At 40.3% G+C, this 17,376-nt stretch carries 1 protein-coding gene; it reads right to left on the bottom strand.

Annotation, left to right across the window (positions count from 1 at the left end):
* Positions 1-29 precede the first annotated feature (29 nt).
* On the bottom strand, positions 30-17,348 hold the full coding sequence (locus NSQ57_RS12525; protein ID WP_342424888.1) for a non-ribosomal peptide synthase/polyketide synthase: 17,319 nt from the start codon (positions 17,346-17,348) through the stop codon (positions 30-32).
* Positions 17,349-17,376: the final 28 nt, after the last annotated feature.

The raw sequence follows: 17,376 nt of genomic DNA, 5'->3' as shown, positions 1-17,376 counted from the left end.
AAGTACTCCTCCTTAAATACAAACTCTTTTTATTCGAAGTTATTCAATACGTCTTCAAACTCATCCATATTCAGATCGTCTACTGTAAAATCACTGAGTGTAGCTTCTGAATAGTCCATTTCTGCACAATGGGTTATTATGTTTACTAAATGCTTTTTAAAACTCACCGCTACCCCTTCAATAGTACTCTTCTCATACTCGCCCTGGTTGTAGCTAAAGTTTAATTCCAGCTTCCCGCCTTCTACAGTTCCGCCGTTAATATCAATACAATACTCACTTTTATAGTTTGGTCCTGTAGACTCTCCGGCAGGAATATCAGACACTCCAAATAAATTGTCTACATTATCCTGGTTGAATTGACCGAGGTAATTGAAGCTTATTTCAGGGTTTAGATTAAAATTTAAATCGGCTTTGTTTTCCGGCAAGGTAAGATATTTTAGTATGCCGTAACCTATCCCTTTGTTAGGTATCTGCCTGATGTTTTCTTTTACCGATTTGATCATGCGGGAAATATCGAGTTGTCCGCTGACATCTAACACCACGGGATACTGGGTGGTGAACCATCCCACGGTCCTGCTTATGTCAATGTCTTTAATGATTTCCTCCCTGCCGTGCCCCTCCAGACTGATCAGAACCTTATCATTTCCGGTCCATTCCCTCACTGCTAATCCCAAGGCGGTAAGCAATATGTCGTTTACTTCTGTGTTATAAGCATGGTTTACCCGCTTTAGCATCTTCTCAGTCTCTTCAATACTCAGCTCGATCTTGACGCTATTGTTATTCATATACCTTCTTTCTTCAATCTCTCGGTCTTTTGGAAGCGGTATTGTTTCAGTTTTTTCCAAATTGGTCCAGTAATTTATTTCTTTTAATAGTTCAGGGCTATTGGCATACTCATCAAGCCTCTGTGCCCAATCTTTGAAAGAGTCGGTCTTGTTGCTGAATTTTATTTCATCATTGTTTAGCGCCTGTCTGTATCCTATGTCCAAATCTTCCAGTATGATTCTCCACGATACCCCATCAACTACAAGGTGGTGAATAGCTATTAGCAGGTGGTCCCCTTCTTTAGTCTTAAACAGACCAACCTTAACTAAAGGACCGTTATACAAGTCCATGCTCCTCTGAATCCTCGACGCTTCCAGCTCTATTTTTTCCCGGTAATTATAGCTGTCCCTAAGGTCTACAATTTCCAATGAAAAATGTTCACCTTCAAGGTTTTTGTTGTATTGGAGTATATTTTGATCCTCTATTTTTACCACTATTCTAAAAATATCGTGGTGCTCTACAAGCTTTGACAATACTTTTCGAATAATAGCTTCTTCAAATCCGTTACGCCCATATATCATTATTTCCTGATTAAAATGATGGATATCCTTGCTGTCTTGTTTATACAACCATCTTTGTATAGGTGTTATCGGTACTATGCCTTCTACCGGGCCTTGATGAATTCTTCGGCTTGTAGATTGTATATATTCGACGAGTTCCTCAATTACAGGATGTTTGAATAAGTCCCGCATTTCGAGCTTTAGCCCATGGACGTTAAGACGCGACATTACCTGTATGGCTTTTATTGAGTCTCCTCCAAGGCTGAAGAAATTATCTTTTACCCCGATGTTTTCAGTTTTTAGTACGTCTTCCCATACTTTGGCCAGTATTTCTTCTCTTTCGTTTCTAGGAACTACATGCTCTACTCCGGTATTAATATTCCCCTGTGGTTCAGGCAATGCTTTCCGATCAATTTTACCGTTGGCATTAAATGGCAGCTGTTCCAGCTGCATGAAATATGCTGGTACCATGTAGTCAGGTAGTTCGTTTAAGAGATGCTCCCTTAGCTCGGAAATGGTCAATTCATTTTCCCCTACAATATATGCACACAGGTACTTCTTCCCTTGCTGCTCTTCCTTTGCAATAACCACTGCTTCCTTAATAGCAGTGTGCTTCACCAGATGTGCTTCAATTTCTCCAAGCTCTATTCTAAAGCCTCTTATCTTTACCTGGTGGTCGATCCTGCCCATGAATTCGATGTTCCCATCAGGAAGCCGCCTTACTAAGTCCCCTGTGCGGTACACTTTTTCGCCGGGAATAAACGGGTTAGGTACAAATTTTTCTGCTGTCAGTTCAGGTCTATTCAAATAGCCCCTTGCAAGACCGCTTCCACCTATCACAAGTTCACCGGCCACTCCTACAGGAGTTAATTGGTTGTGCTTGTCCAGTATATAAAGGTATACATTCTGTAAAGCTTTCCCTATAGGTACTGTTATAAGTTCTTCTGCTATTTTCTTTGTTATACTGTAACCCGCTGCATATATCGTGGACTCTGTAGGCCCATAGATATTTTCCAGAGATGTGTTCTCTGAGACATCGAAAAGCTCATGGACAAGCTTTTTGGGCAGCGCTTCTCCAGCAGCAAAAATATACCTGAGAGTTGATGGCAGTTTTATACCATTATCTTTTAAAGTTTGTACCATTATATTCAGCATTGATGGTACAAAGTTTACATGGGTTATCTTATGCTTGTTTATTACCTCTACTAACTCCATAGCTTCCTTTTCCACACCTTGGCGTGATATTACAAGCTTTCCTCCGTTGAGGAACCAGCCAAATATCTCAGCTACGGATACGTCAAAGGTATAAGTTGTTTTAAATAGAAAAGCGTCTTCCGCTTTAAGCGGATACATGGCCTGGAGGGCTGTAATTATGTTTACAACGCTAGTATGCTCAATCATTCCACCTTTGGGCTTCCCTGTCGAACCTGATGTATAAATGACGTACGCAAGGTCCGAGGGTTTGTTTACATTTTCAAGCTTTGAGTTCTCTTCATTTAAATATTCTTCCTCCAGATATATAATATCCGCATCAATCTGCTTATTTTCCATAAAGGTCCTGGAGGTCAAAAGGATCTGGGAACCACTATCGTCCAACAAATACTTTATCCTTGTATCAGGATAATTAGGATCTATCGGCAGATACGCCCCTCCAGCTTTCAATATGGCAAATATCCCCACAATCATCTCAAATGAACGTTCGGCCATAATTCCTACAATACGGTCAGGCTTTACCCCTTTGTTCCTCAATACTCTGGCCAAATGATTTGCCTTTCCGTTCAATTCCCTGTAAGTCAAGTGCTTGTCTTCATATACCACAGCTATGTTGTCAGGTGTCCTTTCCACCTGCTCAGCAAACAGCTCATGTATGGTTTTGTCCTGCGGATAGTCTTTCTTAGTATCATTAAAGTCTATCAGCAACTGCTTTCTTTCTTCATGACTTAATATAATAAGCTTGTCAACTGACCCTTTGGGGTTATGGATAAACATATTTAAAATATTAATAAAATAGTCTATACACTCTTCTGCCTGTTTTCTTTCCAATACTTTGTCCGAGTAGATCAAGCTTATATTAAGATCATCGAATGTATTACTTACTGTAAAGTCAAGACTTGTATTGGTTGCTTCATATTCATCAACTGAAATTCTATCTTTAACATCACCGATTTCTTTGTTTATTATCTCGTTATATATATGAAAATCCACATAATTGAATATGGTATCAAATAAAGGATTTTCCTCTTTGTTTTCTTTTCCGCCCAGGATATTTATGATCTCAAATAAAGGCAGTCTTCCATAAAGCTTTAAGTTTATTAATTTCTTTTCTGCAACTTTTATCAATTCCTCCCATATATCGATTTTATCAAAACACATTTTGACGGGAACCGTATTTAAGAAGCACCCCAGCATCTTATCTCCATCTTCGCATACAGGTCTGTTATTTTCTACCAAACCTACGACAAAGTCATCCTCGTATGAAAGCATATTGAGCATATAAGTGTATGCAGCAAAGCAAAGTGTCTTTAAGCTTACATCATATCTTCTGGCAGTACTTCTTAAATCACCTAAAAATTCCTGACTTAAATGGCGTGTTACATGGTCTACTTTATAAGATTTTTTTGTTTTTCCATGAATATTTGCAGGCATATTCAACCTTTTATATTCACTTAATTCCTCTCTCCAATAATTAATTACTTCCTGGTTGTCCTTAATTGTCATTTGGTCTGCTATATAATCTTTATAGCTGCATTTAAGCCGTGTTGGTATATAATCTTTTTCTTGCTTAAGCTTAGAGTATAGGTTTGAAACTTCCGTAATCAATGAAGCAACACTCCAGCCATCCAGGATAGCATGGTGGAATATCAGAACCAGACAAATATGGTTTGCGTCAAGTTTGAATATTCTTATCCTCCAAAGGGGCTTTGATATATCAAACGGATTCGCTCTGTCATTTTCCAAATATTTGTTTATATACTCAACCTGCCCTGTCCTGCTAAAATTCATGATATCTATCTGCTCAATATCAAGACTACTGCCCTTGTAAACAATTTGCACAGGAGTTTCAAAATCCTCTAAATTAAAAACCGTCCTTAAAATATCATGTTTTGACGTCATTAGAAGCATCGCTTCTTTAAATGCTGGGAAATCAAAGTCTTTGTCATTCAGATGAAATGCAAATTGGTCATGATAAACTGCATTTTCATAGTCTTTTTTGGAATGATAAATCATACCCAGCTCTATGTGACTCATCGGATATATATCTTCCATGTCCGAAGGTAACTTTTCTGAGAGAGTTTCATTCATCAATATTCGCTGTTTAAATAACTCCAGTTCTTCCCTTGCTTTACCCATCTTACTGTTAAAAGCTTCCGTATCTTTTACTTTTAAGAATGCAGACAATCTCTCAATATCAGGATTCATGTATATATCCCTGATTTGGATGTTTATATCCAACTTTTTGCATATTGTGCTGACTAATGATATTGCACGTATAGAATCTCCGCCTATTTTAAAGAAGTTGTCCCTTATTCCTACCTGTTTTGCTCCAAGCACTTCCTGCCATATTTCAACCAGTTTCTCTTCCACTTCATTCCGCGGCGCTACATATTCTGTTCCCGTACTCATACTTCCGTCAGGCTCGGGCAATGCTTTCCTGTCTATTTTTCCATTAGGGGTCAATGGCAGCTTTTCCATCTGCATAAAGTAAGAAGGGATCATGTAGTCCGGGAGCTCTTTTGACAAGTGTTCCCTCATCCCCTGTACGGTTATTTCTTGATCCGGTACGACGTACGCACAAAGATACTTATTTCCGTCAGCTCCTTCTTTGTCCAATACCACTGCTTCTTTTATTGTTTCATGCTTTAATAACCGGTTCTCTATTTCACCCAGTTCTATCCTGTAGCCTCTTATCTTTACCTGATGGTCGATCCTGCCCAGGTATTCTAGGTTGCCGTCAGGCAGCCACCTTGCCAGGTCACCTGTCCTGTACATCCTTTCACCCGGTGCGAATGGGTTTGCTGCGAATTTTTCTTCTGTAAGTTCCGGTCTGTTCAAGTACCCTCTTGCCAGTCCATCCCCTGCTATACATAGTTCTCCCGCTACTCCTATCGGCTGCAGGCCCTTTTCCTTACTCACAACATATAACTTAATGTTATCTATGGGCTTTCCTATAGGTACAAGCTCCAATTCTTCTTCCGTAGAGCAGCCAAAGTAGGATACATCTACTGTTGCTTCTGTTGGTCCGTACAGGTTATGCAGGCTTGTTCCTTTTTCTTTGTACAGCAGCTTGTTGAACTTTTCTACTTGCTTCAGGTTCAGTGCTTCTCCACTGGCAAATACCTGCTTTAAGCTTGCTATTTCCTCTATTATCCCCTTTTCCTCTACATACTCTAAAAATACACTCAACATGGATGGTACAAAGTGCATTGTGGTAACTTTATTTTTTTCGATTGCCTTCACGATTTCTTCCGGATTTTTTTCTCCTCCCGGTATCAGCAGGCAGACTTTGGCCCCAGTAAAGCTCCACCACAATAATTCCCATACCGATACGTCAAAGGTATAGGGAGTTTTTTGCAGGATCACATCACCTTCAGCTATCGGGTATTGCTTCTGCATCCAGTTGATCCGGTTGATTACGGAGTAGTTCTCTATCATTACCCCTTTGGGTTTGCCGGTAGAACCGGATGTATATATTACATAAGCCAAGTTTTCAGGTTTACTAATTAACTTTGGATTTGATACATCCCCAGTAAATAGTTCCTGATTTTCTATGCTAATAAATTCAGCATTTCTGTAACTACCTTTAGCATTTATAAATTTATCCTGTATCAGAATAATTTGGCTGCCACTGTCATCAAGCATAAACTGGATCCTGTCTTCAGGGTATTCAGGAGCTATGGGTAAATAAGCCCCCCCAGCTTTTAGGACAGCCATGATCCCTATGATCATTTCCGGGGAACGTTCTACCATAATTCCCACTACACTATCAGGTTTTATTCCCTTTTCTCTTAATTTTCTGGCCAGTTGGTTTGCCTTTTCGTTTACTTCCTTATAAGTCAGCTGTTTATCTTCAAACACTACAGCAATATTATTGGGTGTCTTTTCTACCTGCTCTTCAAAAATCTGATGGATGGTCTTTTCCCGAGGGTATCCTGCTTTTGTATTATTAAATTCATATAATATTTGATGTTTTTCGTCTTGTGACAGCATATCAATTTCTAATAGCCTTTTTTCAGGAAAGGCTGCTGCCTCTTCCAATACATTAAGGTAATGGGCAATAAGCCTTATAACTGACTCTTTCTTAAACAACCTGGTAGCATACTCCAATTCAAATGCAATACCGTCCTCTGTTTCCTCAGCGTTTAAAGTCAAGTCAAACTTGGATATTCTTACTTCACTGTCATAGGGCATAAACCTTAGCCCATCCATCTTCACTTCTGATGCCTCGATATTTTGCAGTACTAACATAGTATCGAAAAGTGGATTTCTGCCCAGATCCCTTTCCAGGTTAAGCTTATCTACCAGTTCTTCAAATTGGTAATCTTGGTTTTCGTAAGCCCTTAAGGAGTTTTCTCTTACTTCATTAAGGAAGTCCACAAAAGTCTTTCCACCTTGAGGGTGATTCCTCATGGCTAGCGTGTTTACAAACATACCAATAACGTCCTGAAGATCAGTATGCGGCCTTCCTGCAACGGGACTTCCAACTATAATATCTTCCTGTCCGGTGTACTTGGATAAAAGGACATTGTATGAAGCTAAAAGTACCATGTAGAGCGTGGCACCATTATTCACTGCAAGTTTGTTCAGTTTAACAGCAAGCTCCTTGCCTGCTTTGAAACTGATCACATCTCCCTCAAAACTCTGTATAGCTGGCCTAGGGTAGTCTAGCGGCATATTAAGCAAAGGAATTTCTCCTTTGAATACTTGGAGCCAGTATTCTTCCTGCTTACTAATTGTCCCATCAGCAAACAGCCTGTTCTGCCATACGGAAAAATCCTTGTACTGAATCTTAAGTTCCGGAAGTTCCTTACCTTCATACAGGCTCATAAATTCTCTTACCAGTATGTCGTCAGACACCCCGTCAGATATAATATGGTGCTTATCAAACATCATAATATATCTGTCTTCTCCAACTTTTATAAGCCCAACCCTAAGTAAAGGAGCCTCATCAAGGTCAAAGGTCCTAATAAATTCACTGGCTATTTTCGCAGCTCTTTCCTCATCGGTTTCCATATACATAACACTAAAATCCACATTGCTATGGACCTTTTGTACCGGTTTACCATCTATCATATGGAATGAGGTACGGAAAGACTCATGTCTGTCAACAAGCTCCCTAAAAGCCTGTTCAAAGCGCAGTTTATCGAGTTTGCCTTCAATTAGCATAATACCAGGCATGTTGTATGCCATCCCAACTGCGTCAAGCTGGTTTAGAATATACAGCCTTTTCTGGGCGGATGAAATTGGATAGTACTCCATCTCCCCAGCCGGCCCAATAGAATGAAATACACTCTCCTTTGCAATCTTGATGCACTCGGCAACTTCAGACATATTTGGGCTCTTAAATATTTCTTTAAGCGGTATGTTTACATTGAACTCTTTGTGAATCCTGGCAATAAGATTTGCTGCCCTTAAGGAATGTCCCCCCAGCTCAAAGAAATTGTCGTTTCTTCCCACTTTCTCTATACTAAGGATATCCTGCCACAACCCCGCAAGTTTCTCCTCCACTTCACCCAAGGGTGCGACATACTCTATTCCAGCATCGATATTGCCGTCAGGTTCGGGCAATGCCTTCCTATCTATTTTGCCATTGGGAGTCAGCGGCAGCTTTTTTAACTGCATAAAATAGGATGGTATCATATAGTCTGGAAGGTCCTTTAAGAGATGTCCCCTTAGTTCTGCTATTGTTAATTCATTTTCCCCTGCCACATAGGCACACAGATACTTGTTTCCCTTCTGATCTTCCCTTGCAATAACCACTGCTTCCTTTATTGAAACGTGCTTTAGCAGTTGTGCTTCTATTTCCCCCAGCTCTATTCTAAATCCCCTTATCTTTACCTGATGATCTACTCTTCCTAAAAATTCCATATTCCCATCAGACAGCCATCTGGCCAGATCCCCTGTACGATACATCCTTTCCCCTGGTATAAACGGGTTAGGTACAAATTTTTCAGCTGTCAGTTCGGGCCGGTTTAGATATCCCCTTGCAAGCCCTTCTCCCCCTATGCACAACTCACCCAAAACCCCTGTAGGCTGAGGTCTCAAGTGTTTGTCAACAACGTAGTATTTTATATTTTGCATTGGCTTTCCGATAGGTACACTCCCGGATTCCAAATAGCTTCCCAGTCTCTTTTCGTAATAACTGGAATCTATGGTGGACTCAGTAACCCCATAGCTATTAACAACCCGCAGTTTCTCTCCATACCAGGATTGTAATCTTTCATAATCTTCCACAGAGAGAGTATCTGATCCAAGTATAAGCAACTTGAGGCTATCAATAATCAAAGCATTATCATGGATATAATCCATAAGAGGAATAATCAGTGCCGGTGTGGATTCAAAGATGGTTATTTTATGGGTTTTAATAAGTGAATATAATCGTGCAGGATCGTATCTCTCCTCGGATGAACAAATAACCATTTGGCCTCCGTTGAGCAGCGTTCTCGAAACATCTCCCACAAATACATCAAAAGAAAAACTTGCGATTTGCAACAGCTTTACATCCATATCCGCAAGCCTATATTCCTTTTTCCATGCGTAAGATATGTTGACAAGACTTCTATGCTCTATCATGATCCCCTTTGGCTTTCCTGTGGTTCCTGATGTATAAATGACATATGCTAAATTACAAGATTTATTAATGACAGGAAGATTTTCTGTTCTCCCGTTGTAATTCACACAGTCATCAAAGCTTATAATATCAAGATCAAATTTAATTTTTTCTTTATGATGTTCTTGCGTAAGAATAATTCCAGCCAAGCTGTCATCGATCATATATCTGATTCGTTCTTCAGGATATTCGGTGTCTATGGGTAAATACGCGCCTCCTGCTTTAAATACAGCAATTACACCTATTATCATTTCTATGGACCGGTCTACCATTATAGCTACTACACTGTCAGGTTTTAATCCCTTGTCCCTTAAGATCCAAGCCAGTTGATTGGCCTTTTCATTAAGTTCTCCGTAAGTCAAGTATTTATCTTCAAATACTACTGCTATGTTATCAGGCGTCTTTTCCACTTGTTCTTCAAATAGCTCTTGTATGGTCTTATCCTTAGGATATTCTACTTTTGTATCATTGAAGCCATAGATTATTTGCTGTTTTTCCTCCTGGGACAACATATTTATTTCCGACAACCTTTTAAACGGATTTGCGGTTATCTCTTCCAACACGTTAAGGTAATGAGCCGCCAACCTTTTTAAAGTCTCTTTTTTGAAAAGCCGAGTACAATATTCAAAGCTAAAAGCCATACCATCTTCACGCTCTATTGCATCAATGGATAGGTCAAATTTTGATATTCTATACTCTAGCCCGTTATTAAAAGGTCTGAAGCTTATACCAGGTACTGCAAATTCTACCTTAGAGGCATTTTGCATGGTAAACATAGTATCAAACAGTGGGTTTCTGCTCATGTCCCTCTTCAAGTTAAGCTTCTCAACCAGTTCTTCAAATTGGTAATCCTGATTGTCATAAGCCCTTAGAGCGTTTTCTCTTACTTCATTCAAGAATTCTACAAAGGTACTATCTCCCTTGGGGTAATTTCTCATAGCCAAGGTATTTACAAACATACCAAGGATATCCTGCAGGTCTGAATGTGGCCTTCCGGCTATAGGGCTTCCAACGATTATGTCTTCCTGTCCGGTGTGCTTAGACAGCAATATGTTGTATGCCGCGAGCAGTGTCATGTAAAGCGTAGCCCCATTATCCCTTGCAAGCTTGTTTAATTTATTCGTAAGCTCACTGCCTGCTTCAAAGCTAAAAAAATCCCCTTCAAAGCTTTGTATTACAGGCCTTGGATAGTCTAGCGGCATATTCAGTACAGGTATTTCTCCCTGGAATGCTTGGAGCCAGTATTCCTCCTGGCTGCTAATTCCGCCCTCATCAAACAGTTTATTCTGCCATACAGCGTAGTCCTTGTACTGTATCCGAAGTGCTGGAGGGTTGTTTCCTTCATAAAGATCCATAAACTCACGAATCAGTATGTCCATGGAGACACCATCGGATATAATGTGATGCATATCAAACATCATAAGATGCCTGTCTTCTCCCGTTTTTACAAGCTCTACCCTTAGCAGAGGAGCCTTGCCAAGATCAAAAGGTCTGGCAAATTCCCCAGCATACTCTGCGGCTTTTTCTTCGTTAGTTTCAAAGTACATCACGCTGAATTCCACATGGTCATGAACCTTCTGGACCGGGTTACCATCGATCATGTGGAACGATGTTCTAAGAGTCTCATGCCTTTTTACCAACTGCCTGAAGACTTCCTGGAAACGCGCTGTATCAATGCTTCCTTCCAGCAGCATAATACCAGGCATGTTGTATGCTGTCCCTGCCCCTTCAAGCTGGTTTAGTATATACAGCCTTCTTTGTGCAGATGACATAGGGTAGTATTCCATTTCTCCTGCCGGTTGGATTGACTGATATAGGCTCTCCTTTGAGTCTTTAATATATCTGGCAATTTCTAAGATGGTTGGTGTCTTGAATATTTCCTTAAGAGGTATGTCTATATTGAACTCTTTGTGAATTCTTGCTACAAGGCTTGTTGCCTTTAACGAGTGTCCCCCAAGCATAAAAAAGTTATCATTTCTTCCTACCTTCTCTATTCCAAGGATATCCCGCCACAACAGCGCAAGTTTCTCCTCTATTTCTCCCGAAGGTACTACGTATTCTACGCCGGTATTAACATTGCTATCGAGCACAGGCAATGCTTTCCTGTCTATTTTTCCATTAGGGGTCAATGGCAGCTTTTCCATCCGCACAAAGTAGGAAGGGATCATGTAGTCCGGGAGCTCTTTTGACAAGTGTTCCCTCATCCCCTGTACGGTTATTTCTTGATCCGGTACGACGTATCCACAAAGATACTTATTTCCTTCAGCTCCTTCTTTGTCCAATACCACCGCTTCTTTTATTGCTTCATGCTTTAATAACCGGTTCTCTATTTCACCCAGTTCTATCCTGTAGCCTCTTATCTTTACCTGATGGTCGATCCTGCCCAGATATTCTAGGTTGCCGTCAGGCAGCCACCTTGCCAGGTCACCTGTCCTGTACATCCTTTCACCCGGTGCGAATGGGTTTGCTGCGAATTTTTCTTCTGTAAGTTCCGGTCTGTTCAAGTACCCTCTTGCCAGTCCATCCCCTGCTATGCATAGTTCTCCCGCTACTCCTATCGGCTGCAGGCCCTTTTCCTTACTGACAACATACAACTTAATGTTATCTATGGGCTTTCCTATAGGTACAAGCTCCAATTCTTCTTCCGTAGAGCAGCCAAAGTAGGATACATCTACTGTTGCTTCTGTTGGTCCGTACAGGTTATGCAGGCTTGTTCCTTTTTCTTTGTACAGCAGCTTGTTGAACTTTTCTACTTGCTTCAGGTTCAGTGCTTCTCCACTGGCAAATACCTGCTTTAAGCTTGCTATTTCCTCTATTATCCCCTTTTCCTCTACATACTCTAAAAATACACTCAACATGGATGGTACAAAGTGCATTGTGGTAACTTTATTTTTTTCGATTGCCTTCACGATTTCTTCCGGATTTTTTTCTCCTCCCGGTATCAGCAGGCAGACTTTGGCCCCAGTAAAGCTCCACCACAATAATTCCCATACCGATACGTCAAAGGTATAGGGAGTTTTCTGCAGGATCACATCACCTTCAGCTATCGGGTATTGCTTCTGCATCCAGTTGATCCGGTTGATTACGGAGTAGTTCTCTATCATTACCCCTTTGGGTTTGCCGGTAGAACCGGATGTATATATTACATAAGCCAAGTTTTCAGGTTTACTAATTAACTTTGGATTTGATACATCCCCAGTAAATAGTTCCTGATTTTCTATGCTAATAAATTCAGCATTTCTGTAACTACCTTTAGCATTTATAAATTTATCCTGTATCAGAATAATTCGGCTGCCACTGTCATCAAGCATAAACTGGATCCTGTCTTCAGGGTATTCAGGAGCTATGGGTAAATAAGCCCCCCCAGCTTTTAGGACAGCCATGATCCCTATGATCATTTCCGGGGAACGTTCTACCATAATTCCCACTACACTATCAGGTTTTATTCCCTTTTCTCTTAATTTTCTGGCCAGTTGGTTTGCCTTTTCGTTTACTTCCTTATAAGTCAGCTGTTTATCTTCAAACACTACAGCAATATTATTGGGTGTCTTTTCTACCTGCTCTTCAAACAGTTGATGTATAGTCTTATCCTTAGGATACCGGACCTTTGTATCGTTAAAGTCATATAGTATTTTCTGCTTTTCTTCCTGTGAAAGCATATCAATTTCTGACAACCTTTTTCCAGGATAAACCGTTATCTCTTCCAGAACATTAAGGTAATGGGCTGCAAACCTTTCTACAGTCTCTTTCTTGAACAGCCTTGTGGCATATTCCAAATCAAATGCAATACCTTCCTGGGTTTCCCGAGCATTTAATGTCAAGTCAAATTTGGATATTCTAAATTCATTTGTATAGGGTATAAACTTAAGCCTATCTATCTTCAATTCTGATGAGCCGGTATTTTGCAATACAAACATAGTATCAAAAAGAGGATTCCTGCTCATATCCCTCTTTACATTAAGCTTTTCCACCAGTTCTTCAAACTGGTAGTCCTGATTTTCATAAGCCCTTATAGAGTTTTCCCTTACTTCCTTTAGAAACTCAGCAAAGGTCTTTTCTCCCTGGGGATAGTTCCTCATGGCTAAAGTATTTACAAACATACCTATTATGTCTTGTAAATCTGTATGAGGTCTTCCAGCTATAGGGCTTCCCACTATAATATCTTCCTGCCCCGTATACTTAGACAGCAGTATGTTGTATGAAGCAAGCAATGTCATGTAAAGAGTAGCCCCATTATCCCTTGCAAGCTTAATAAGTTTTCCCGTAAGCTCACTGCCTGCTTCAAAACGGATAAAACCTCCGTCAAAGCTTTGAACCGCAGGCCTTTGGTAATCTACTGGCATATTCAGCACAGGAATTTCTCCATTAAATTCCTGGAGCCAGTATTCCTCCTGCTTCTTTATTTTGTCCCCAGCAAATAGTTCCTTCTGCCAAACAGAATAGTCCTTGTACTGTATACGGAGGGAAGAAGGGTTATTTCCTCCATACATATCCATGAACTCATGTACCAGTATATCCATGGACGTACCGTCAGATATGATATGGTGCATGTCAAACATCATGACATGCTTGTCTTTTCCCGTTTTCACAAGGCCTACTCTTAGCAGCGGAGCAATTCCAAGATCAAACGGCTTTATAAATTCTTTTACGATTTCCCCCACTTTTTCTTCGTCAGATTCTAGATACACTACACTAAAACCCACAGGATCATTGATCTTCTGGACGGGTTCACCCTCTATGAAATGGAAAGATGTTCGAAGGGTCTCATGCCTATTTATAAGCTGTTGGAAGGTCTTCTGAAAAAGCTCCAGATCAATACTGCCTTCAACCAGCAAGCTGCCTGGCATATTGTATGCTGTCCCTGCTCCTTCAAACTGATTTAATATATACAGCCTTCTTTGGGCTGATGACATAGGGTAGTATTCCATCTCTTTAGCAGTTTGGATGGATTGATATATACTCTCCTTTGCTTCCTTCATATACCTTGCTATTTCCGCTATAATTGGAGCCTTAAATATTTCCTTAAGAGGCATGTCTATATTGAACTCTTTGTGAATTCTCGCTACAAGGCTTGTAGCCTTTAAAGAGTGTCCACCTAACATAAAGAAGTTGTCATTTCTTCCTATCTTCTTAATTCCAAGGATGTCTTGCCAAATCAGTGCAAGCTTCTCTTCAAATTCGCCTATAGGCGCTTCATACTCTATTCCCGTATTTATATTACCTTCGGGTTCAGGCAATGCCTTCCTGTCTATCTTGCCATTAGCTGTCAATGGCATTTTTTCAAGCTGCACAAAGTATGATGGTACCATGTATTCGGGCAGTTCTTTTAAGAGATGCTCCCTTAGTTCTGATATTGTCAGCTCATTTTCTCCCGCTATATATGCACACAGGTATTTACTGCCCTGATGGTCTTCCTTTGCAATCACCAAAGATTCCTCAATTGAAGGATGCTTTAGCAGTTGTGCTTCTATTTCACCAAGCTCTATCCTAAAGCCTCTTATCTTTACCTGGTGGTCTATTCTACCCAGGTATTCCATTTCTCCATCAGATAATAACCGGACCAGGTCTCCAGATCTATATAACCTCTCTTCCGGCTTGTACGGATTTTGAACGAACTTTTCCTTTGTAAGCTCCGGTCTTCCAAGATATCCTCTGCAAACTCCGTCTCCTCCTACACAAAGCTCTCCGGCTACTCCAATGGGAACAACTTTCATGTTCTTATCCATTACATATGTTGTAAGGGTTGGTATAGGCCTTCCTATGCTGCTCACATTAGATCTAATTTCTTCCTCTTCTATCTCTTTATATGTGACATGCACTGTTGTCTCGGTTATTCCATACATATTGATGAGTCTAGTCTGCGGGTACTTCTTTCTCCATTCCTTCAACAATGCAGGCTTTAATGCTTCCCCTCCGAATATGACATATCTTATCTTAAGTTCTTTTTCTTCATATGATACTTCTTCATTGGCTATATTATAGAAGGCTGAAGGTGTCTGATTTAATACGGTCACCTTCTCATTCCTTAGAAGTCTCAGATACTCTACATTGCTGCGTGCTGTCATTTTAGGAACTACCACCAATCTGCCCCCATATAACAACGCCCCGTACATCTCCCATACGGAAAAATCGAAACTCATAGAATGAAACATAGTCCATACATCATTTTCGTTAAAATCAAACTGCATTTTACTGTTAAATAACAGCCTTACTATGTTTCTATGCTCTATCATTGCCCCTTTGGGTTTACCTGTAGAGCCTGAGGTATATATTAAGTAAGCTAGATCGGAAGGTTTATTTACCTCCGATAAGTTATATTGTTCATCTGAATATTCCTGCTCATCTTCTAAATTTATTACTGTACCTATTGATGTATATTTGTCTATAAAATGTGATTGGGTCAACAGGATCACTGCCCGGCTGTCTTCCAGCATATGACTTATTCTTTCCTCAGGATAATCTGGATCTATGGGAAGATATGCCCCTCCTGCTTTTAATACCCCTAGGATTGCTACTATCATCTCAAGTGAGCGTTCTGCCAGAATACCTACGATACTGTCCGGTTTGACTCCTTTAGCCCTTAATACATGGGCCAACCCATTTGATTTTTTATTGAGTTCACTATATGTAAGCTTTTTACCCTCAAATACCACAGCTACATGATCAGGGTTCTTCTCTGCCTGCTCTTCAAAAAGCTGATGGATAGTCTTGTTTTTAGGATACTGTGCCTCTGTAGCGTTAAAGGTATATAGGATTTGCTGTTTTTCTTCCTGTAACAGTACATCAATTTCCCACAACCTTTTTTCAGGGCATGCCGTTATCTCTTCAAGAACGGAAATGTAATGGGTTCCAAACCTTTTTATTGTCTCCTTCTTAAACAGCCTGGTACAATATTCAAGGTTAAATGTTATACCTTCTTGACCCTCTACCACTTCAAGCATAAGGTCAAATTTTGCCTTTCTGCCTTCCAGCCAGTTGTTGTATTGTTTGAAGTTTATACCCGATGCTGCAAATTCTGTCTTGTTTGAAGTGCGCAGTGCAAACATAGTGTCAAAAAGAGGATTCCTGCTCATGTCCCTCATGAGATTAAGTTTTTCTACAAGTTCTTCAAACTGGTAGTTCTGATTTTCAAAAGCCAAAAACGCATTTTCCCTTACTTCCTGCAAGAATTGGACGAAGGTCTTTTCTCCCTCAGGATAGTTCCTTATGGCCAAGGTATTTATAAACATACCAATGATACCCTGCAGGTCAGCATGGGGCCTTCCGGCTACAGGACTTCCAACTATGATGTCTTCCTGTCCAGTGTATCTGGACAGGAGTACGTTATATGCAGCCATCAGTACCATGTATAAGGTAGCTCCATTATCTGTTGCAAGCTTATTTAGTTTGACTGAAAGTTCAGGGTTTATTTCAAAGCTTACAGCATCTCCTTCAAAACTTTGTACCGCCGGTCTTGGATAGTCAGTAGGCATATCCAGTACCGGTATATCACCCTTAAATGTCTGGAGCCAGTATTCTTCCTGCTTCTTTATTGAGTCTCCGGCAAACATCTCCTTCTGCCATACAGAAAAATCCTTGTACTGTATCCGTAGTGGCAAAAGGGTCTTCCCTTGGTACAAATCCAAAAACTCACTCATAAGTATATTGACTGATATACCATCTGATACTATGTGGTGCATGTCAAACATCATAACACGCCTGTCTTCGTTCGTTTTTACAAGTCCTACTCTCAGTAATGGAACTTGGCTAAGATCAAAGGGCGTTATGAATTCTTTGACTATTTCTGCTGCTTTTTCTTCATCCAGTTCCAGGTACGTAATACTGAAATCCACGTAATCATGAACCTTTTGTACTGGTTCACCCTCAACCATATGAAATGATGTGCGCAGAGCCTCATGTCTTTTTACTAGCTCCTTGAATGCCTGTTCGAAGCGTACTGCATCAATGTTTCCTTCCAGCAGTACGACGCCTGGCATGTTATATGCAGTACCTGCTCCTTCAAGCTCGTTTAGTATATACAGCCTTTTCTGGGCAGATGACATAGGGTAAAATTCCTGCTCTCTGGCAGAAGGTATTCCAGAAAAGGCATTTGGCGTATATTTTGAAACATCTTTTCCTTTTTCTTTTAGCATCGTCTCAAATAGCTTTCTTTTTTCTGGAGAAAGAGATTCTATTCTTTTCATCAAATTATCCATAACTTCGTCCCTCTTCTCTATTTCATCT

It is taken from the genome of Paenibacillus sp. FSL L8-0502, assembly GCF_038593055.1.
GTDB lineage: Bacteria > Bacillota > Bacilli > Paenibacillales > Paenibacillaceae > Paenibacillus > Paenibacillus polymyxa_D.
Note: the sequence above shows the minus strand (reverse complement) of the source record. Positions and strands in the feature narration are given on the sequence as shown.